Consider the following 19,712-nt stretch of genomic DNA (forward strand, 5'->3'; position numbering starts at 1 on the left):
CCCGCAGCCGATGCGGCGGTGGCCGAGGCCGTCGCGAACGGCCGCCTCGCTCCCGAGGCGTTGAGGTCGGCGGCCGTCCGTGTCGCCGCGCTTGCGCGCACCGCTGCCGCGCGCGCCCCGAGAGCGCCCGAAACCCCCGATCTCGACGCGCATCACGCTTTGGCACGTGAGGTCGCCGGTCGCGCAATCGTGTTGTTACGCAACGACGACGACCTCTTGCCCCTCACCCCGACCGCGGATCTGGCCGTCATCGGCGAACTCGCAGCGCACCCGCGATATCAGGGTGGCGGATCATCGCATGTGCACGCCACCCGCGTCGACGTCCCTCTCGAGGAGATCCGCGCCCGCGCCGGGGCCGGCGTCGGATTCGCTGCCGGATACCGCATCGGTGCCGAAACCGACACCGACGCCACATTGCTCGAGGAGGCGGTCTCGGTGGTTCGAGCCGCGTCGGCGGTGGTGCTGTTTCTCGGACTCGCCGACGAGCAGGAATCCGAGGGGTTCGATCGGGCCGACATCGAGTTACCGCCTGCCCAACTCGCCCTGGCCGAGACGATCGTCGCCGCCAATCGGCGCACCGTGATCGTCCTGGCGCACGGCGGGGTGCTGCGGCTGTCGCCGTTGACGGCTCCGGCGCTCCTCGACGGTGCACTACTGGGCCAGGCGGGGGGCGCCGCGATCGCCGACGTGCTGTTCGGTGACGTCAATCCCTCGGGCCGACTGGCCGAGACGGTTCCCGAGCGTCTGTCCGATACCCCTGATCATCTGTCGTTTCCCGGCGAATTCGGGCACGTGATCTACGGCGAGGGCGTGTTCATCGGCTACCGCTGGTACGACGCACGTGAGTTGCCGGTGACGTTTCCCTTCGGACACGGCTTGTCCTACACCACCTTCGAGTACCGGGACCTCGAGGTGCACACCACCGACGACGGCGGCCTGCGGGTGGCGGCGACGATCACCAACGCCGGCGCACGGACCGGACGTGAGGTGGTACAGGTCTACCTCGGCGCTGCCACCTCCGCGCCGGCGACCGGGCCGACCCCCGTCACCATGCCGACCCCGGTGACCGCGCCGCGTGAACTCAAGGCGTTCACCGACATCGACCTCGATCCGGGCTGCAGCGCGCGGGTCGAGATGACGGTGACGGCCGACGACCTGTCCCGATGGGATCTCCGGACACACTTGTTCGTGGTCCGGTCCGGGCGGTACGCGGTGTCGGTGGGGGCCTCCAGCCGCGACATCCGGCTGACCGCCGAGGTCGACGTCGTCGGTGACGACACCACCGGTGACCTCACGTTGGAATCGAGCATCGCCGAGGTGTTGGCCGATCCGGTTGCGGCCGAGGCGATGACGAAGATCACCGACGCCCTGACCGATGGCGCCGACACCGGCGAGGGCATGGACCTGGCGACCATCATGGGCTCGGTCCCGGTGGGCCGGATCGTCGACTTCTCCGCCGGGGCGCTACCCCGAGAGGTGCTGCAGGACATCCTGGATCGGGCCAACGCCGCGCGATGAACCCGGCGCCCGGCCCGAGTGATCTGCGGCGCCGCGCCCGACCACTCAGCCCAGATGTGCCTGCGCGCCCGAGTTCTGCTTGTCCATCCGTTCGAGCCTGCCCTCGGTCATCGACGCGATCTGGTCGACGATGACCCGTTTGCGGGCAGTGTCGTCGGCGGCGTGTTCCCAGCTGGGGACGAACACCGGGTCGAGACCTCCGGGCGCCGCGGCGCTGAGCCACTCGCCGACGCGGTGGATGCGTTCGCGCTGCCGGGCCTGATGGGTCTTGTGCCGCACGTTGGAGAAGATGAACCGCAGCGCAAGGGTTTTCAGGATCGCCACCTCGGCGGCGATGAGCGGCGGCACGGACAGGTCGGCGTCGTACCGGGACAGCGACCGCCCGCCCACCACTTCGCGGGTGCCGGTGATCGCGGCCGAGGCGAACCGGCCGATGAGTTCGCTGGTGAGCCGCTTGAGCCGGACCGACGCGTCCAGACTGCCGTCGAACACCCCGACCGCACGCACGATATCCATGCGCGAGAGTCGTTGTGCGGCATCGATCAACGGTTCGGGCTCGAGACCCGGGAACTCCTTGATCCCGATGTCGGCGAGCGTGCGCTGGTCGTCGGGATCGGCGAGCGTGCGCAGATCGATGCGGTTGGCGATGACACCGTCCTCGAGGTCGTGGACCGAGTAGGCGACGTCGTCGGACCAGTCCATCACCTGCGCCTCGATGCACTGCCGATCGCCCGGCGCCTCGCGTCGGACCCAATCCAGAGCCGCGGCGTCGTCGGCGTAGGCGCCGAACTTCACATTCGGCGGCCGGCGGGTCCACGGATACTTCAGGGTCGCATCGAGAGAGGCGCGGGTCAGGTTGAGCCCGGCACTGCGGCCCTGGTCGTCGAGCAACTTCGGTTCGAGCCGGGTGAGGATTCGCAGATTCTGCGCGTTGCCCTCGAATCCGCCGATGTCGGAAGCGAATTCGTTGAGTGCACGCTCACCGTTGTGCCCGTAGGGGGGATGGCCGATGTCGTGGGCGAGGCCGGCCAATTCCACCAGGTCCGGTTCGCAGCCGAGGCCGATCGCGATCCCGCGGCCGATCTGCCCGACCTCGAGCGAATGGGTCAGACGGGTACGCGGCGTGTCGCCCTCGCGCGGGCCGACGACCTGGGTCTTGTCGGCGAGGCGACGCAAGGCAGCCGAATGCAGTACGCGCGCACGGTCGCGCGCGTACTCACTGCGGTGGTCGGTCCGGGTTCCGGGCAGGCTCGCGACCTTGGCGCCCTCGGGCACCATCCGCTCGGTGGCCTCGTCGCCGTAGAACGCCGTCGGGGGAATCCCGGATTGGGACCCCCCGGACCGTCCCGTCGGAGGGCGGTCAGTCAAGCACCCAACCCCGGGCGACGGCGAAGTCGGTGATCCGGCTGCGGATCGCGACGATCTGCGCGGCCGTGAGGTCGTCGGAGGAATCGAGCAGCAGTTCGGTCACCTCTTCGGTGAACGCGGCCGCATCCAACGATCCGCCACCGCCGGCGCGCGGACGGCGCGGACGATCCCGATCGCCACCATGCGAACGGCCATGGTCGTCGCGGCGATGGTCGTCACGTCGGTGATCATCGCGTCGGTGATCGTCACGGCGCGGCGGCCGTCCACCGCCGGACTCCTCGGCCGGAGCGGCCTCGGTGACCGCGACGTTGATCGCCTTGGAACCACGGTCGGTCTCTTCGACATCGAAGGAGACCTTGGCGCCCGGCTTCAGGTCGTTCTCGTCGATGTCGATGTCATTGATGTGCAAGAACACATCTGCCCCACCGGATTCCGGGGCCAAGAACCCGAATCCACGGTTGGTGTCGTAATGGACGACCTTGCCACTGACTGCCACGATTGCACTCACTCTCTACTGATCGCTGCGGCGGACCCCATGCCCGAACCTCGCGACTCCGTCCCCAATTGTGACAGACAGCCGCAGGTCAGGCCCAATCGAAAGCGGTTCGCCGATCAGGAGCCGAGGAGTTTGCCACCCAGATACTCGGCCACCTTGTCCAGGGCGACCCGCTCCTGGCTCATGGTGTCGCGCTCGCGGATGGTGACCGCGTGATCGTCGAGGGTGTCGAAGTCCACGGTCACACAGAACGGCGTGCCGATCTCGTCCTGGCGCCGGTAACGCTTGCCGATGCCCTGCGCATCGTCGAATTCGACGTTCCAGTTCTTGCGCAGCTCGGTGGCGAGATCCTTGGCCTTCGGCGAGAGTTTCTCGTTGCGCGACAGCGGCAGCACGGCCACCTTGACCGGGGCCAAACGGCGGTCGAGACGCAGCACCGTGCGGGTGTCGGTGCCGCCCTTGGCATTCGGCACCTCCTCCTCGGTGAGGGCGTCGCACAGAAACGCCATCACCGACCGGGTCAGTCCGGCTGCCGGCTCGATGACGTAGGGCGTGTAGCGCTCGCCGGAGGCCTGGTCGAAGAACGACAGGTCCTCACCGGAGGCCTTCGAATGCGTGGAGAGGTCGAAGTCGGTGCGGTTGGCGACGCCTTCGAGTTCACCCCACGGGTTACCGGAGAAACCGAACTTGTACTCGACGTCGACGGTGCGCTTGGAGTAGTGCGAGAGCTTCTCCTGCGCGTGCTCATAGAGCCGCAGGTTCTCCGGGTCGATCCCGAGGTCGACGTACCAGTTGAATCGCTGATCGATCCAGTACTGATGCCACTGCTCGTCCTCGCCGGGCTTGACGAAGAACTCCATCTCCATCTGCTCGAACTCACGGGTGCGGAAGATGAAGTTGCCGGGGGTGATCTCATTGCGGAAGCTCTTGCCGATCTGGGCGATGCCGAACGGCGGCTTCTTCCGCGACGTCGTCATGACGTTCTTGAAGTTGACGAAGATGCCCTGCGCGGTCTCCGGCCGCAGATAGTGCAGCCCCTCCTCGTCGTCGACCGGGCCGAGGTAGGTCTTCATCAGACCGCTGAATGCCTTGGGCTCGGTCCACTTTCCGGGCTGGCCGGTCTCGGGGTCGTTGATGTCGGCGAGGCCGTTCTCCGGCGGGTGGCCGTGTTTGATCTCGTAGGCCTCGATGAGGTGATCGGCCCGATACCGCTTGTGGGTGTAGAGCGACTCGACCAGTGGGTCGGTGAACACCTCGACGTGACCGGAGGCCTCCCACACCTGCCGCGGCAGGATCACCGACGAGTCGAGGCCCACCACGTCGTCTCGGGAGGTGACCATGGTGCGCCACCACTGCCGCTTGATGTTCTCCTTGAGCTCCACACCGAGCGGCCCGTAGTCCCACGCCGAGCGCGTTCCACCGTAGATCTCACCACTCGGGTAGACCAGACCGCGCCGCTTGGCGAGGTTGACGACGGCTTCGACTTTGGACGGGGCGGCGGCCACGATGAATCGCACTCCACAGACGTTGGGACAGGGTCACGCCACCGGCACCTTCGATGACGGCAACCCCTACAGGGTAGCCGCCGATCACAAGCGGAGAACAATCGCGGATCCGCCCGGCGGTCCCGACCCGAGGACCACGCCGCCGCGCGCCGGCTCACACCAGCGGCCGACCCAGTCGATGCCGTATCCGCGTGTCCCAGAGCAAGAGCCGAAATCCCAACTGGGAGCGCCAGCGGGGCCGTCGACGTTCCGCGGCGACGCAGCGCGCGATGTAGTCGTCGAACCAGCGCTGGTCGTCGGCGGTCCATTCCACGCGCAGCGCGGTCCGGAACGCCGGCGGCAGATAGCCGATCGTGCGCCGGTATTTGACCGGGCCGTACCGGCGTTGCACCCACTGCGGTGCGTACCCGAAGCGGGCGATCGACAGGAGGAACTCGCGCACCTCGTCGCTGATCGAGATCTCGGCCACCCGCCGATCCCAGTACTCGTCGAAGGCGTCGCGGTCGGCGGGCCAGCTCTCGGCAGGCATCTGCAAGGTGGTGCCGCACACCATTCCCTGGCGGTAGAACTCGTCGCGGAGGTCACCGGACAGCGGCCCGTACACCCGCTCGTAGATGTCCTCGAGACCGACGTAGAGACACGCCGCCACCCAGAGCTGCAGGTGCCGATTCATGGCGTCGTACTCGACCGGACTGTCCGGCGCGGACCGGACCTGCGCGTGCTGGCCATTGACCGCACGCCGAAATCGGCGCCGGTCGTCAGCGTCGCCGAGGATGGCGACGGCCAGATATGACGCGGTCGTGCGCGCCCGCTTGACCGGATGCCGATCGAGCCGCCCATTGTCGACGGTGCTGTGCGCGACGCCGTAACCGACCGCGGGATCGGCGAGCTGCATGATCACGTTCGCAGTGCTCATGGTGTTGCCCATCGCCATCAACGAGCGGGCGAACAAACTCGCGTCGAGTGCGTCGAGTTGCGCACGGGACACCCTCGTACGATGCGGCTCATCCTCATCGGTCATCTCGAAGCCCTCCCACTCTGAACCGCCACATTCTGGCAACATACGTTTCCAGACTAGCGGGTATGCCTCTCGGTATGTGGTGGTCGTCGGCAACGCTCATCCCAAATGACAACGACTTCCCATAAGATGGTCGACATGGACACCCACCGACCCTGCGACGCCCTCACCGAGCGCACCGACGCGCAGGCCCGTGAGGCCGCCAGTGACCTCCTCCGTGCGCTGGCCGCGCCGACCCGGATCGCCATCGTGTTGTCCCTGCAGGAGAGCGCCAAATGCGTCCACGAGCTCGTCGGCGGACTCGGGCTGAGCCAACCTCTCGTCAGTCAGCACCTCCGGGTGCTCAAGGACGCCGGCGTGGTGCGCGGGCACCGCAACGGGCGCGAGATCATGTATGAACTCATCGACGATCACCTCGCGCACATCGTGACCGACGCCCTGGTCCACGCCACCGAATCGTCGGTCGAGACCGAGTCGGCCGGCGACCCCGAATCGGTTGGCGCCACCGGCGACCCGGCTGATCCGGTGGCGCAGGACCGAACCGGAGCCGCCTCGTGAGCAGCCGATCGGCCGCGGGACCCGTCACCGGCATCCGCTCCACCCGGCAGCGTGCGGCCATCGCCGACGCCCTGGCCGACAGCGAGGACTTCCGGTCCGCGCAGGAACTCCACGAACAACTCAAGGCCCGTGGCGAGTCGATCGGACTGACCACGGTCTACCGCAACCTGCAGGCCTTGTCGCAGTCCGGACAGATCGACGCGCTGTGGGACGGGACGGGTGAGACCCGCTATCGCAACTGCTCGTCCGGTCACCACCACCATCTGGTCTGCCGGGAGTGCGGCACCACCGTGGAGGTCCAGGCCGACCCCGTCGAACGCTGGGCCGCGACGGTCGCCGAGGAACACGGATTCACCGACATCCACCACACCGTCGAGGTCTTCGGGCGGTGCGCGCAGTGCCAGGCCCGTCGTCAGGAAATGGCGCCGCCGACCAGATGACCGGCGACGTCGGCGCCGGTCACCAGCACCAGATGCAGCATGGTCAGCAGCGCCATGTCAGCGAGGCCACCGATCGGAAACGTGTAGTAGAGCAACACGTCGGTGGTCACGCCCTCCGGGTCGCTGCGTCGTAGACTGCCGAAACTGAGCTTCGCGTCGTGGGTTTCGACGTCGTCGCGTAGTTCCGGGGTGTTGGGCAGATTCACCGCGATCAGTTGCGTGACACTGAGGACCTCGAGGTTCTCGGCGATGTCGACCACGCGGATCGAGGCGCGGGTGCGTCCCACCCGGACGACCACCGAGTCGGCGTCACCGCCCACCACGTCACCGACCTCGGTGAGTAACTCGCGCACGCGCGCAACCGATGTCGCGTCGTCGTCGGTCATGTGGGTCTGACCCCGCCGAAGCGCCGGTCGCGTGAGGCGTATTCGAGACACGCCGCCCACAGGTCGCGGCGATCGAAATCGGGAAAGAGCTTCTCCTGGTACACCATTTCGGCGTAGGCCGACTGCCAGAGCAAGAAGTTGGAGATGCGCTGCTCGCCGGAGGGACGCAAGAACAGGTCGACGTCGGGCATGTCCGGCTCATCGAGGTATCGCGCGAAGGACGACTCGGTGATCCGTTCCGGGTCGATCTCGCCGGCCGCCGCTCGCCGCGCGATTTCCCTTGCGGCATCCGCGATCTCGGCACGTCCACCGTAGTTGACGCACATGGTCAGCGTCATCACGTCGTTGTCCTTGGTCAGTTCCTCGGCGACCTCGAGTTCCTTGATGACGCTGCGCCACAACCGCGGCCGCCGTCCCGCCCAGCGCACGCGCACCCCCATCTCGTGCATCTCGTCACGCCGACGTCGGATCACGTCACGGTTGAACCCCATCAGGAACCGGACCTCGTCGGGACTACGCGACCAGTTCTCGGTCGAGAACGCGTACGCCGACAACCACTTCACGCCGATCTCGATACATCCGCACACGGTGTCCATCAGCACGGCCTCGCCGCGCTTGTGCCCCTCCGTGCGGGGTAGGCCGCGGTCGGTGGCCCACCGTCCGTTGCCGTCCATCACCAGGGCGACGTGATTGGGGACGAACTCCGGAGGCAGATTCGGTGGGGTGGCACCGCTGGGATGGGGATCGGGCGGGCGGATGAGCGTACGTGCCCGGTGCGCGGTCTGCTTCTTGGCGGAGCTACCCGGCCGCAACGCCATCTTCGACTCCTCTCACGCCTGACTCGATCACCCTATGAGGAGCGGCACGCTCGATCAGCGGCAGGGTGCGCAGCTGCCGTTCCAGGTGCCATTGCAGGTGCGCGGCGGTCAGTCCGCTGGCCTGGCGACGCAGCGAATCGGAGGCGTCGGTGGTGTGCTCCCACTGGCCGCGGAACAGCGCATCCATCAGGTCGAGCACTCCCGGGGAGGGGGTCGCCGCGCCCGGCGGCCGGCAGTGCAGACACACCGCTCCCCCGGCGGCGACGTGAAACGCACGGTGCGGGCCGGGGGTGGCGCATCGTGCGCACAACTCCAGCGCAGGCATCCAGCCCGCACAATGCATGGCCCGCAACAGGAATGCATCGAGGATGAGCTGACGTGGGCGACGATCCTCGGCGAGCGCCTCGAGCGCCCCGACGGTCAGTCGCTGCAACTGGGTGGCCGGTGCACGCTCCTCGCCGGCGAGTCGTTCGGCGGTCTCGAGCACCGCGCACGCGGTGGTGTAGCGCCCGTAGTCGGCGACGATGGCGTCGGAGAAGGCGTGCAGACTGTGCACCTGCGTGACGACATCGAGGTTGCGGCCCGGATAGAGATGGATGTCGACGTGGGCGAACGGTTCGAGGCGTCCACCGAACTTGGACCGGGTGCGGCGCACCCCCTTGGCCACCGCGCGCACGAGCCCGTGGTCGGCGGTCAGCAACGTGATGATCCGATCGGCCTCGCCGAGCTTGTGCTGGCGCAGCACGACAGCCTCATCACGGTAGAACCTCACCGGGTCATTCTGTCACCGATCAACGACAGAGCCCGGCGGTGACACCCCGTCATCGGCAACTCCCACCGGCGAGTGGTGCGGCGACGGTGTGGTGATGGTGGGCGTGCCGGTCTTGTCCATGGCCTTCGCCAGCCGCTCGGGCAGACGCATCCCACCGGGATAGCGATGCCAGCCCTTGCGGTCGTAGAAGGTTGTGCCCAGCCAGCCGAGCAGCACACCGACGACGAGCCCGATCACCATCTGGATCACCGACCGTCCCAGCCCGGCGTCCCAGTCGGCGTCGAAGTACAGGACCGCCCGCACGCCCAGGTACACCAGGTGCATCGGTTCCACCGCGGCGATCCAGGAGAACAGCCGCGGACTCGCCTCCAGCGGCACCGTCCCACCGGAGGACGGCAGTCCCAGGATGACGAAGAAGACCAGATTGAGGATGAGCCCGGCGTTGCCGAAGACCGCCATCATCGAACTCGCCGACACCCCGACCGCGAAGATCGCGAGCACCGAGACCATCCACAGGGTGAACGCGTTGGGCAGGGAGGTCCCGACCGCGGTGCACACGCCGATGTACATGGCCGACTGGATCACGGCCACCAGCGCCATGATCGTCCATTTGGCGGCCAGGGTGCCCCACCGCGAGATCGCCAGCCGGACCCGCAATTGGTAGAACGGGCCGTACTCGATCGGGGTCTGGCCGAGCATGCCGTCGACCACGATGCTCACCATCATCGCGCCGGTGAACCCGGCCAGGATCAGCAACAGCGTGAAATAGAAGGCGGACAAACCATTTCCGGAGCCGTCGGGCAGCGGTGTCGCCTCGATGACGTCGACCTTGACCGGCTGCCACAGGGCCAATTGCGCCGCCCCGGAGAAGGCGACGTCCGCCTTGGCCAGCTGGGCGCGCACGGTGTCGGTGAGTTGTTGACCCATCTGCGCGTTGACCTGCTCGGAGATCCGGTCGGCGAAGGTCGTGGTAACCGCCGAGGCGAAGGTCCCCGACCCGCGGTTGATGTAGACGTCGATGGTGACCGGCTCCGGCCGCGCCTGCAGCACGGTGGCCTTGCCCAGTGCGAGAACGGAATCGGAGAAGTTGGCGCCGAGTGCCACCACGCCGTAGACCTTGCCGCCGTTGAGCTCGTTGAGTGCGGTGACCCGGTCGGTGCGGTGCACGGCGATACCGCTCTTGGCGGCGTTGGTGATGATGCCGTCGGCGACCTGCTTGCCGTAATCGACCTGAGTGGAGGTACCATTGCCGTTGTCGAGACTGCCGCCGCTGTCCTCGTCGACGATCGCGACCGGGAAGTTGTGCAGGTTCTTCTCCGGATCGGCGATGGCGCCCATGTAGAGGGCGGCCATGAACGACATCACGACCACCACCAACAGCAGCGGGAGCAGCCAGAACCGGGGCGAGCCCAAGACCCCGGAGATCGTGGTGGTGACCCGGACGTCCCGCTGTGGACGTTCGTGTTCGCCCGGCCGAGCCAGTTCCTCACCCTCGGGGACGTGCCCGGTCTCCTCGTGCCTGCCCATCGCTACCCCTCCGGTCCGCGATGCGGGCCCACCTCGCCCGCACCAGCCTGCGGTGTCCTAGAAGCCCATGCGGCGCAACTGCTTTGGGTCGCGCTGCCAGTCCTTGGCCACCTTCACGTGCAGGTCAAGGTACACCTTCACACCCAGCAGCGCCTCGATCTGGCGGCGCGCCGTGGTGCCCACCGCCTTCAGACGGGCACCCTTGTGGCCGATGATGATGCCCTTCTGGCTGTCACGCTCGACGTAGAGGATTGCGTGGACATCGACCATCGGCGCCTGCTCCGGTGCCCGATCCTCGCGCGGGATGATCTCCTCGATGACCACCGCCAGCGAGTGCGGCAACTCGTCGTGAACTCCCTCGAGTGCGGCCTCGCGGATGAACTCGGCCATCAGGACCTGTTCGGGCTCGTCGGTGAGTTCTCCGTCGGGATAGAACGCCGGGCCGGGCTCCATCAGCGACACCAGCACGTCGGTCAACACGTCGATCTGCTCACCCGAGGTCGCCGAGACGGGTACCACTTCCGATGTGGGTCCGAGCAATTCGGAGAGGGCGAGCAGCTGGGCGGCGACCTGCTCGGGCCCGACGCGATCGATCTTGGTCACGATGCCGAGCACCGTGGTCCCCGGCGCCATCTGCCGGACCTGCGAGACGATCCACCGGTCCCCCGGACCGATCCGCTCGTCGGCCGGGATGCAGACACCGATCACGTCGACCTCGGAGTAGGTGTCGCGGACCAGATCGTTGAGCCGCTGACCGAGCAGCGTGCGCGGCCGGTGCAGCCCCGGGGTGTCGACGAGGATCAGCTGCGCGTCGGGCCGATTCACGATTCCGCGGATGGTGTGGCGGGTGGTCTGCGGCCGATTCGAGGTGATCGCGATCTTCTCGCCCACCAGCGCATTGGTCAAAGTCGACTTGCCGGTGTTCGGCCGGCCGACGAAACACACGAAACCCGAACGGAATTCGGTCATGAAGCCGTGTCCGCCCCGGCACCGGCGCGGACCCGGTCGAGCACGGTGCCCGCGGCGTCGGTGACCACCAGCAGTGCGTCCGGGCTGATCTCGGCGAGCGTCGCGCGGCCCGGGTCGTCGGCGCCACCGCCGACGATCACCGCTGCCTCGAAGGACTCGGCGCCGCTCGACAGTGCGGTGACCACCGCGACCTGTAGTGCCGACAGTTCCAACGAGGCGGTACGCACGTCGGCACCGGCATAGGTTCGGCCGTCTCCCTCGCGGACCGCCGCGCCCGACGGCGACTGCGCCCGGCCACGCGCGCCGCGGGCGAGAGTCACCAACTTGGCGTCTTCGTCACCCAATGGCTCGCTCACATGGCCTCCTTCTGCTGGGCGTCCCGGCGCTCAGCGTATTCGCCGTTGCGTCGGGAGCGTTCGCCGCCCCGCGAGCCGCCACGCCTGCCCGGCGTGTCGTTGCGCTCGTCCTCTCGGGCATCGAGCGGATCCCGCTCGGTCTCGGGCTCCTCGATCTGCTCGACGAGCACGGTCGTGATGCGCTGGCGGCCTTGCCGATTCGGTCCGCCCTCGGCCACCAGTTGCAGGCCGTGGCTGGCGACACGAGCCCCCGGCAGCGGCACCCGGCCGAGTTCGAGGCCGACGAGCCCTCCGACGGTTTCGACCTCGTCGTCGTCGATGTCGATGTCGAACAGTTCGCCGAGATCCTCCACCGGCAGTCGCGCCGAGACCCGGTACCGACCGTCGCCGAGGTCTTCCACGGGGGCGACCTCACCGGTGTCGTACTCGTCGGTGATCTCCCCGACGATCTCCTCGAGGACGTCCTCGATGGTGACCAGCCCGGCGATGCCGCCGTATTCGTCGACGAGCAACGCCATGTGGTTGTGGGTGCGCCGCATGTCCTCCAGAACCCGGTCCAGCGGTTTGGAGTCGGGGATGAACTCCGCCGGGCGCATCACCGCCGAAACGCTCACCGAGCGGGCGTCCTCGCCGCGCATCGAGCGCTCCACGAGATCCTTCAGATACACCACCCCGAGGATGTCGTCGGGGTTCTCTCCGATCACCGGGATACGCGAATGCCCGCTGCGCACAGCCAGACTCGTTGCCTGCGCGGCGCTCTTGTCACTCTCGATCCAGATCATCTCCGGTCGCGGCACCATCACCTCGCGGGCGTTGGTGTCGCCGAGTTCGAAGACCGACTGGATCATGCGGCGTTCGTCGGCGGCCACCACCCCGCTCGCCTCGGCGAGGTCGACGACCTCACGCAACTCGACCTCGGTGGCGAACGGCCCGTTGCGGTATCCCTTACCCGGCGTCACCGCGTTTCCGATGAGGATGAGCAACCGGGTCAGCGGGGTGAGGATCACGCCCAGGATCTGCAGCGCCGCGGCCGAGGCCAGCGCGATGGTGTAGGCGTGTTGACGACCGAGCGTGCGCGGGCCGACCCCGGCCGCCACATATGACACCACCGCCATCCCGGCGATGGCGACGGTCAGTCCCCACCCGATGCCCAGTTCGGACACGGCGATCACCGCGACCAACGCGACGGCAGCCGTTTCACACACCACCCGCAGCAACACCGCGAGACCGACATAGGTCGCGCGGGCGGCGAGCACCCGCATGAGCCGCACCGCACCCGCGCGCCGTTCCTTGACCATGTCCTCGACACGGGCGATCGACACGGTCGACACCGCGGTGTCCACCGCGGCGAACACTCCGCTGAGGACGACGAGGACGACGGCGGATAGCGCGAACCACAGATAGGCGGCCCCGGTCACTGCTCCGTCGAGCCCGCGGGCCGCTGCTGCGCGGAGCCCTCGTCACCTCCCGGGAATTCGGGGAACGGGGAGTCGGTGAACCCGATGTTGGTCAGCAGACGGGTGTCCCGATCGGTCTGGCGTTGCTGCTGGGCCTCGCGGTGCCGCTGTGCGTAGAACTCTTCGAGCAGACGGTTCTGCAGGCCGAACATCTCCTTCTCCTCGTCGGGTTCGGCGTGGTCGTAGCCGAGCAGATGCAGGACGCCGTGGATGGTGAGCATCGCCAGTTCGTGCTCGAGTGAGCGCCGGGCCTGGCGGGCCTGTTTGGCGGCGAATTCGGGGCAGAGCACGATGTCGCCGAGGATGGCGGGGCCCGGCTCGGCGGCGTCGGGCCGCCCGCCGGGCACCAACTCGTCCATCGGGAAGCTCATCACGTCGGTGGGACCGGGCAGATCCATCCATTGCACGTGCATGTCGGCCATCGTCGGCTCGTCGACACAGAGCACCGAGAGTTCGGCCCCGGGATGGACGTCCATCGCCTCGGTCGCGAATCGTGCTGCGGCGAGCACCAATTCGGCGGGGACGTCGACGCCGGACTCGTTGGCGAATTCGATGCTCATGAGCGTCGTCCCTGACTTGCCGAGCGCCGCGCGGCGCGATTGGGGCCACCGATGCGATCCGAGTCACGCAGTCGCGGGTTGTCCCGCGCCGCCTCCTCGGCCCGCCCGTAGGCGTCGACGATGTCGGCGACGAGCCGGTGCCGGACCACGTCCTGACTGGTCAGGGTGGCGAAGTGGATGTCGTCGATGCCGTCGAGGATGCGGGTGGCGGCCATCAGTCCACTCTGCGCACCGCCGGGCAGGTCGACCTGCGTGGTGTCGCCGGTGACCACCACCTTCGACCCGAAACCCAGACGGGTCAGGAACATCTTCATCTGCTCGCCGGTGGTGTTCTGCGCCTCGTCGAGGATGATGAAGGCGTCATTGAGCGTGTTGTGGGTCAGCAGGAAGTCCTCGGTGACATAAAGCGAATCCTCCGCCGCCACCCGGATGCAGACGGCTTCATCGGTACCCACCGATTCGATGCTCTCGATGTAGCGCTTGGGCGGCTTGGCCGTGGTCGCACCGTATTTCTGCGCCTTGCGTGTCATCCGGAACGGAGCGAGCCCATCCGGGAGACGAATGTCGAGGACGTGGGCGTCGTGTCGGTACAACACCTCTCGACCCCGTGCTTTACCAGGGGGCCGTCCCTGCGCGACGCGGGTTCGTCCGTAGACGACACCGCCCAGCGATCGCACCAGGAACATCACGTCATCGCGCAGCTGGTCCGAGACTGTCACGTACTGCACACGGCAGGACCGGCCGGTCTGGGTGACCGGGCCGCCATCGGTGTCCAGAAGCCCCTGCAGCACTGCCAATCGGACGTCGGACGAGTTGAGAAGGTACTGCTTCGGTACGAACTTCGTAGGGGACTTGGTGCCCCACAATCCGAGTTCGCGCATGGCGTGGGTGACCGGGTTCTCGATCGTAATCGGCTCACCGGGAGTGGTGATCCGGTTGAGGACGTAGTCGACGTCGGATCGCTGCCGTGCGCGAATACCCGGCACGGCCATGACCAACGCATCGACCAGCTCTCGGTCGGCTGTCGTGAACGATGGCGTGGCCATCCCCGCCATGCAGCCGTCACCCAGCATCAGACCGAGCGCATAGGGGTCGAGCGGCACCGGTTGGCGAGGAAACTCGGCAGCGCCACTCAAGAGCGGCAACTCGAACCGGTGATAGTGCGCCGCCCGGAGATTTCCGATCATCTCCTTCGTCTCGAGTACCCGCGGGCCGGTGCCGCGACGACGGTCGTCTCGCGTGTACACCGACCACAGGTGATCGGTGGAGCAGAGGGTGGACGCACCGTCCTGAGTGGTGACCCGCACGATGTCCTTGAACCCCTGCGGGTAGACGCCGAGGACCTCGGTCGGCGAGCCGTTCGAGCCGATGACGTGGTCGCCGACCTCGATGTCACCGATCGGACGAAAGCCCTGTGGCGTGAGGACCCTGGTCGACACCGGCTGCGCCCGGCCACGCATATATGCCAGTGGCGCCACCTCGATCACCCCGGCGGCCATGAGCTTGGGGATCGACTCGGGGTCCATCATGTCGTGCAGTGCGTCGTAGAGCGGACGCAGATACGGGTCGATTTTCTCGCTGAGTGTGCCGGGCAGAAAGCCCAGTCGCTCACCGGCTTCCACCGCGGGCCTGGTGAGAATGATGCGGTTCACGCTCTTGGATTGCAGTGCCTGCACCGCCTTGGCCATCGCCAGATAGGTCTTGCCGGTACCGGCCGGGCCCAGACCGAACACGATGGTGTTGGCGTCGATGGCGTCGACGTAGCGCTTCTGGTTGAGCGTCTTGGGCCGGATGGTCTTTCCGCGCCGCGAGAGGATGTCGAGGGACAGGACGTCGGCGGGTGATTCGGTGGCGCCCTCGGACAGCATCGACACGCTGTGGCGGACGAGGTCCGGGGTCAGCGGGGTGCCGCGACCGACGAGGTCCACGAGCTCACCCATGACGCGCTCGGCGGCGGCGACGTCGGCGCCACGGCCACGCAGCGTGATCTGGTTGCCGCGGACGTGGATGTCGGCCGGGAGGAGTTGCTCGAGCGTGCGCAGATTGACATCGCTGGTGCCGAGCAGCCCGAACACCACCTCGGGAGGGACATCGATGGTGGAGGTGACCACAGGTCCGGCCCCTGCGGCGCCGCGCGCCGGCACGCGGCCGTCGGGGTTGTCGTCACTCACGTATCAGATCACTCCTGGAGTTCGGGGGGCGCCGTGCGGCGATGTGCGGTCAAGTCTATCCCTGCCCAACGGGCGATCCGCGATCGAATATTCCGTTCGCCGAAGTTGTCGGACCCTCCGCCTATCCTCACCTCGATGCAGTGCCGCATCGGTCCACACCGTCCCTCACCAATACAGGAGAACGCAGATGAGCACGCATCCGGACACCACCCACACCCTCGGCCCCGCTGCCGCACCCACCGCCGACCCGGGAATCGACCTCTACACGCGATGGGCGGATCTGTGGAACGGACTGATCACCGCCGATGCTCTGATGGCGCCTCGATTCCGTCTGCGCTACGCGCAGGCCGGTGCCGAATCGATCAACGAGATCGACGATCCGGCCACATTCACCGACTTCATCGGTGAGTTCCGCGCGCAGCGGGCGGGTATCCACTACACACCGGACGACCCGGTGCTCACCGATATGGGCGCGGACGGGACGGGACACGTGTGTCGGCCCTACCTCGCCGTGATCCCGGCGACCGACGCCGAACCCGAACGCCGGATCAGTGGCACCGACATCCTGCGCGCCGAGAACGGGCGGATCGTCGAGGTGTGGTCGGTGTCCTCACCCGGCCGGCCGTTCCGGCCCTGAGCGCCCGGGTCCTGGTTGCCCGGCCCTGATCACCACCGATCACAGCCCGCTACCACCTACAATCCCAGCGCCCGGATCGTCTGCCGATTGCACACGCTGCGCGGATCGACGAATGCGTCGTGCCCCTCCTCGGGCACGACGATCAGTTCGGCGGACTGACCGCGCGCGCATACCGTGCTGACGTAGCGGCGGCTGAGCTCCACCGGAATGGCGGTGTCGCGGTCGCCGTGGACGACCACGACATGTGCGTCGAATGGATCCTGCTCCATGGGAGAGGCGGCCCGATAGCGCTGGGCCGCCTGTGCGTAGGGACGGCCGATCAACGCCTGCACCGACTCCCGGCCGGCCTGTCCCGCGGCCACGAGATCCAGGGCCGCCGACTGGGCGACAACGGTGGTGATGCGGGTGTTCGCGGTCTGTGCCCGCAGCTGCGCGGTGGCCCACACCGCAAGCTGACCACCGGCCGAATGTCCCACGACCGCAACCGAATTCCAGTCGACGCGGTCGGCGACGGGTGCGGGCAGAGCCTCCCGGACCGGCCCGTCGAGCGCGTTTATCGCAGCGACGACGTCACGGCCGGTGTGCGGCCATCCGCCGCCGTCCTCCCCCACGCGCCGATACTCGATGTTCCAGACCAACGCGCCACGTTCGCCGTACTGCCGGGCGATCGCCGACTCGATGGTCAGCGAGAACTCGGTGGTCCAGTAGCCGCCGTGGATCAGCACGATCGGCCGCATCGTGGCGGGGAGATCGGCCTCCTCGGCAGCGTGATAGATGTGCCCGAACTGCGAGTTCGCCTCGCCGTAGGCGATCGCCGTCCGGTGCACCGCGCAGCGTCTCATCGGTCCCGCCGATCGGGTCTCATCGGGCCCACCGATCGGTGAGGACGCCGAGCGCGCCGAGGGCGACCGACGCGGCCGTCGAGGTGCGCAACACCTCCGGCCCCAGGATCACCGACTGCGCGCCGAGCGCAGTGAGGTCGGCGATCTCGCTGTCGTCCAGACCGCCCTCGGGCCCGACCACCAGCATGATCTCGCGTGCCTGCGCCAACGGTAGGGTCCGCAGCGACACCGCAGCGGCCTCGTGCAGTACCGCGACCACACCACCGGCGGCGATCACCTCGGCGGCGTGGGCGCGCACGTCGATCGTGGAGGCGAGGTCGGTGACCTCCGGAATCCACGGGCGCCGACTCTGTTTGGCGGCCGCGGAGGCCGCGGCCCGCCATTTGGCGACACCCTTGTCGGCCTTGCCCGCCCAGCGGGCGACGCACCGTGCCGACTGCCACGGCACGATCCGGTCGACACCGGCCTCGGTGGCGAGGTCGACGGCCAGCTCCGAGCGTTCGGATTTCGGCAACGCCTGCACCAGGGTCACCGACGGCCGCGGACGGTCGGTGAACACGAACCGGTGGGCAAGCGCCGACAGCGCATCCTTGCCCTCGACCGCGGTCACCTCGCAGGTGGCGACCGATCCGGCGCCGTCACCGAGCAGTAGGGGCTCCCCCGGCCGCAGCCGAGCCACGGTCACGGCGTGGCGACCCTCCGGCCCGGAGAGCAGGGTGGTGGTGCCGGCCGGCGGGACCTCGTCGACCCAGAACAGGGGCGGGCTCACGTCGGCCGATCAGCGTCCCGCAAAGGCGTTGCGCAGCCGGGAGAACAACCCGCCCGGCGCTGCTGCCGCCGAGGTCGTCACCAGGTCGATGGAATCGTCGGAGGCCTCGCGGAAGGCTTTCAGTGCCTCGGTCTGCGCGGCGGTCAGCTTGGCAGGTACCGCGACGTCGAGATGGACGTGGAGGGTGCCGCGGGCACCGGTGTTCACATGCGGCATGCCCTGGCCACGCAGTTTGACGACCTGTCCGGGCTGGGTGCCCGGCTCGATGGTGACGCTCGCGAGATCGCCGAGGATCGTCGGGACCTCGAAGCTGCCACCGAGCGCGGCGTCGGCGATCGGCACCCGCAACGTGCAATGCAGGTCGTCCTTGTCGCGGATGAACACCTCGTGCGGGCGCTCGCTGACCTCGACGTAGAGATCCCCGGCCGGTCCGCCGCCCGGACCGACCTCACCTTGGCCGGCCAACCGGACCCGCATGCCGCTCTCGATTCCTGCCGGGATGCGCACGGTCATCGTGCGGCGCGAACGCACCCTCCCCTGGCCGCCGCACTTGTGGCACGGATCGGGGATGATCTCGCCGGTGCCGTGGCAGGTCGGGCATTCGCGCACCGTCATGACCTGACCGAGCAGCGAACGCTGCACTGCCTGGATCTCGCCGGCACCCTTACAGGTGTCGCAGCTGATCGGCTTCGAATCCCCGTTGGTACCCGACCCGTGACACACATCGCACAGGATCGCGGTGTCGACGGTGATCTCCTTGTTCACCCCGGAGGCGCACTCCTCCAGATCGAGCTCGACGGCGACAAGCGCGGGCTCACCGGGCTGCACGCGCGAGCGCGGCCCGCGGCTACCACCGAAAGTACTGCCGAACCCACCGCCGGAGCCGAAGAACGCCTCGAACACGTCGCCGAGGCCGCCGCCGCCGAAATTTGCGCCGAATCCACCTGCTCCCGGACCGGCCAGCGGATCGCCGCCGGCGTCGACGATCCGTCGCTTCTCCGGGTCGCTGAGCACCTCGTAGGCGGTCGTGACCTCCTTGAAGCGCTCCTCTTCTCCCGGGTTGACGTCGGGATGCAGTTTGCGGGCCATCTGGCGGTAGGCCCGCTTGATCTCCTGGTCGGTCGCGCCCTTGGCGACGCCCAGGATTCCGTAGTAGTCAGTTGCCACGGTTGTCTCGGTCCTTCGTTCTCACAGCTCACGTATGGCTCCGGGGATACCCTCACGGAGCCGGTGCATCGGATACCTCACCGAACGCGACGCCGGCCGCGCGCATTTCCTCTCGAGGCGGTTCTTCGCCGCCTCCGGTTCAGCGCTCGGCGAGCACCTCGCCCACATATTTGGCAACGGCTGCCACCGACGCGATGGTTCCCGGGTAGTCCATGCGGGTGGGCCCGACGACCCCGACCCCGCCGAACACGGTGCCCGAAGCACCGTACCCCGTCGACACCACCGAGGTGCCACGCAGGTTCTCGGTCTGCGTCTCCTCCCCGATCTGCACCGTCACCCGGCCCATCCGCTGACTCGTCGCCAGCAGCTTGAGGACGA

Annotated in this window: 20 protein-coding genes and 1 pseudogene; 4 read left to right on the forward strand and 17 right to left on the reverse strand. The window is 67.9% G+C overall.

Annotated elements, in window-relative coordinates:
• Nucleotides 1-1,518, forward strand: a 1,518-nt coding sequence (locus B1964_RS14040; RefSeq protein WP_079930224.1) for a glycoside hydrolase family 3 C-terminal domain-containing protein, incomplete at its 5' end; no start/stop codon positions are given.
• Nucleotides 1,519-1,563: 45 nt separating this feature from the next.
• On the opposite strand, the gene B1964_RS14045 is transcribed toward B1964_RS14040, so the two are convergent.
• From B1964_RS14045 to B1964_RS14060, 4 genes are all read right to left on the reverse strand, one after another.
• Nucleotides 1,564-2,838, reverse strand: a complete 1,275-nt coding sequence (locus B1964_RS14045; protein WP_139765737.1) for a deoxyguanosinetriphosphate triphosphohydrolase — start codon at nucleotides 2,836-2,838, stop codon at nucleotides 1,564-1,566.
• Between the two features lie 40 nt (nucleotides 2,839-2,878).
• Nucleotides 2,879-3,382: a cold-shock protein gene (locus tag B1964_RS14050; RefSeq protein WP_079930228.1), complete on the reverse strand. Its 504-nt coding sequence runs from the start codon at nucleotides 3,380-3,382 to the stop codon at nucleotides 2,879-2,881.
• Nucleotides 3,383-3,498: 116 nt separating this feature from the next.
• Nucleotides 3,499-4,899: a glycine--tRNA ligase gene (locus tag B1964_RS14055; RefSeq protein ID WP_020170821.1), complete on the reverse strand. Its 1,401-nt coding sequence runs from the start codon at nucleotides 4,897-4,899 to the stop codon at nucleotides 3,499-3,501.
• 142 nt (nucleotides 4,900-5,041) lie between these two features.
• On the reverse strand, nucleotides 5,042-5,908 hold the full coding sequence (locus B1964_RS14060; RefSeq protein WP_079930239.1) for an oxygenase MpaB family protein: 867 nt from the start codon (nucleotides 5,906-5,908) through the stop codon (nucleotides 5,042-5,044).
• A gap of 126 nt (nucleotides 5,909-6,034) precedes the next feature.
• Here B1964_RS14060 and B1964_RS14065 point away from each other — a divergent pair, with 126 nt between their 5' ends.
• Together B1964_RS14065 and B1964_RS14070 are read left to right on the forward strand one after the other, a co-directional pair.
• Nucleotides 6,035-6,463 (forward strand): metalloregulator ArsR/SmtB family transcription factor, encoded by a 429-nt coding sequence (locus tag B1964_RS14065; protein WP_014360461.1) that lies wholly within the window; start codon nucleotides 6,035-6,037, stop codon nucleotides 6,461-6,463.
• On the forward strand, nucleotides 6,460-6,903 hold the full coding sequence (locus tag B1964_RS14070) for a Fur family transcriptional regulator (RefSeq protein WP_006371470.1): 444 nt from the start codon (nucleotides 6,460-6,462) through the stop codon (nucleotides 6,901-6,903). Before B1964_RS14065 ends, B1964_RS14070 begins: the two co-directional genes overlap by 4 nt.
• Here B1964_RS14070 and B1964_RS14075 read toward each other — a convergent pair.
• From B1964_RS14075 to B1964_RS14115, 9 genes are read right to left on the reverse strand one after another with little or no spacing between them, the layout of a single operon-like run.
• Nucleotides 6,876-7,289: a hypothetical protein gene (locus tag B1964_RS14075; RefSeq protein WP_079930231.1), complete on the reverse strand. Its 414-nt coding sequence runs from the start codon at nucleotides 7,287-7,289 to the stop codon at nucleotides 6,876-6,878. The two genes, B1964_RS14070 and B1964_RS14075, sit on opposite strands and share 28 nt — an antisense overlap.
• On the reverse strand, nucleotides 7,286-8,107 hold the full coding sequence (locus B1964_RS14080; RefSeq protein WP_020170818.1) for an isoprenyl transferase: 822 nt from the start codon (nucleotides 8,105-8,107) through the stop codon (nucleotides 7,286-7,288). Before B1964_RS14080 ends, B1964_RS14075 begins: the two co-directional genes overlap by 4 nt.
• The gene (recO, locus tag B1964_RS14085; RefSeq protein ID WP_006371467.1) at nucleotides 8,088-8,879 is read right to left on the reverse strand and encodes a DNA repair protein RecO; all 792 of its coding nucleotides are present in this window, start codon (nucleotides 8,877-8,879) and stop codon (nucleotides 8,088-8,090) included. Before recO ends, B1964_RS14080 begins: the two co-directional genes overlap by 20 nt.
• Nucleotides 8,880-8,891: 12 nt before the next feature.
• Complete coding sequence (locus tag B1964_RS14090) at nucleotides 8,892-10,406, reverse strand: DUF3533 domain-containing protein (protein ID WP_079930233.1); 1,515 nt, start codon at nucleotides 10,404-10,406, stop codon at nucleotides 8,892-8,894.
• A gap of 57 nt (nucleotides 10,407-10,463) precedes the next feature.
• Nucleotides 10,464-11,375: a GTPase Era gene (era, locus tag B1964_RS14095; protein ID WP_014360465.1), complete on the reverse strand. Its 912-nt coding sequence runs from the start codon at nucleotides 11,373-11,375 to the stop codon at nucleotides 10,464-10,466.
• Complete coding sequence (locus B1964_RS14100) at nucleotides 11,372-11,731, reverse strand: cytidine deaminase (RefSeq protein ID WP_006371464.1); 360 nt, start codon at nucleotides 11,729-11,731, stop codon at nucleotides 11,372-11,374. The genes era and B1964_RS14100 overlap by 4 nt, the downstream gene beginning before the upstream one ends.
• The gene (locus tag B1964_RS14105) at nucleotides 11,728-13,149 is read right to left on the reverse strand and encodes a hemolysin family protein (RefSeq protein WP_014360467.1); all 1,422 of its coding nucleotides are present in this window, start codon (nucleotides 13,147-13,149) and stop codon (nucleotides 11,728-11,730) included. Before B1964_RS14105 ends, B1964_RS14100 begins: the two co-directional genes overlap by 4 nt.
• The gene (gene ybeY / locus B1964_RS14110; protein WP_079930234.1) at nucleotides 13,146-13,748 is read right to left on the reverse strand and encodes an rRNA maturation RNase YbeY; all 603 of its coding nucleotides are present in this window, start codon (nucleotides 13,746-13,748) and stop codon (nucleotides 13,146-13,148) included. Before ybeY ends, B1964_RS14105 begins: the two co-directional genes overlap by 4 nt.
• The gene (locus tag B1964_RS14115; protein WP_043457177.1) at nucleotides 13,745-15,892 is read right to left on the reverse strand and encodes a PhoH family protein; all 2,148 of its coding nucleotides are present in this window, start codon (nucleotides 15,890-15,892) and stop codon (nucleotides 13,745-13,747) included. Before B1964_RS14115 ends, ybeY begins: the two co-directional genes overlap by 4 nt.
• 214 nt (nucleotides 15,893-16,106) lie before the next feature.
• Between B1964_RS14115 and B1964_RS14120 the strand changes: the two genes are divergently transcribed.
• Nucleotides 16,107-16,556 (forward strand): hypothetical protein, encoded by a 450-nt coding sequence (locus B1964_RS14120; protein ID WP_079930235.1) that lies wholly within the window; start codon nucleotides 16,107-16,109, stop codon nucleotides 16,554-16,556.
• A gap of 56 nt (nucleotides 16,557-16,612) precedes the next feature.
• Here B1964_RS14120 and B1964_RS14125 read toward each other — a convergent pair whose 3' ends face one another.
• From B1964_RS14125 to B1964_RS14140, 4 genes and pseudogenes are all read right to left on the reverse strand, one after another.
• Entirely contained in the window at nucleotides 16,613-17,383 is a 771-nt protein-coding gene (locus tag B1964_RS14125) for an alpha/beta hydrolase (protein WP_079930236.1), read from the reverse strand.
• Between the two features lie 34 nt (nucleotides 17,384-17,417).
• Entirely contained in the window at nucleotides 17,418-18,167 is a 750-nt protein-coding gene (locus B1964_RS14130) for a 16S rRNA (uracil(1498)-N(3))-methyltransferase (protein ID WP_079930237.1), read from the reverse strand.
• A gap of 9 nt (nucleotides 18,168-18,176) precedes the next feature.
• A complete protein-coding gene (gene dnaJ / locus B1964_RS14135) occupies nucleotides 18,177-19,334 on the reverse strand; it encodes a molecular chaperone DnaJ (RefSeq protein WP_079930238.1) in 1,158 nt (385 codons plus the stop codon).
• A 139-nt stretch (nucleotides 19,335-19,473) separates the two neighbouring features.
• A pseudogene (locus tag B1964_RS14140) lies at nucleotides 19,474-19,712 on the reverse strand (heat-inducible transcriptional repressor HrcA); the annotation flags it as partial.

It is taken from the genome of Gordonia sp. i37 (genome assembly GCF_002043085.1).
In the GTDB taxonomy this organism is placed as follows: Bacteria; Actinomycetota; Actinomycetes; order Mycobacteriales; family Mycobacteriaceae; genus Gordonia; species Gordonia polyisoprenivorans.

What these genes read in the sequence shown, in the direction of transcription:
- B1964_RS14060 (WP_079930239.1), bottom strand. Translation starts at nt 5,908, where the DNA reads ATGACCGATGAGGATGAGCCGCATCGTACGAGGGTGTCCCGTGCGCAA.
- B1964_RS14065 (WP_014360461.1), top strand. Translation starts at nt 6,035, where the DNA reads ATGGTCGACATGGACACCCACCGACCCTGCGACGCCCTCACCGAGCGC.
- B1964_RS14075 (WP_079930231.1), bottom strand. Translation starts at nt 7,289, where the DNA reads ATGACCGACGACGACGCGACATCGGTTGCGCGCGTGCGCGAGTTACTC.
- B1964_RS14080 (WP_020170818.1), bottom strand. Translation starts at nt 8,107, where the DNA reads ATGGCGTTGCGGCCGGGTAGCTCCGCCAAGAAGCAGACCGCGCACCGG.
- B1964_RS14090 (WP_079930233.1), bottom strand. Translation starts at nt 10,406, where the DNA reads ATGGGCAGGCACGAGGAGACCGGGCACGTCCCCGAGGGTGAGGAACTG.
- era (WP_014360465.1), bottom strand. Translation starts at nt 11,375, where the DNA reads ATGACCGAATTCCGTTCGGGTTTCGTGTGTTTCGTCGGCCGGCCGAAC.
- ybeY (WP_079930234.1), bottom strand. Translation starts at nt 13,748, where the DNA reads ATGAGCATCGAATTCGCCAACGAGTCCGGCGTCGACGTCCCCGCCGAA.
- B1964_RS14120 (WP_079930235.1), top strand. Translation starts at nt 16,107, where the DNA reads ATGAGCACGCATCCGGACACCACCCACACCCTCGGCCCCGCTGCCGCA.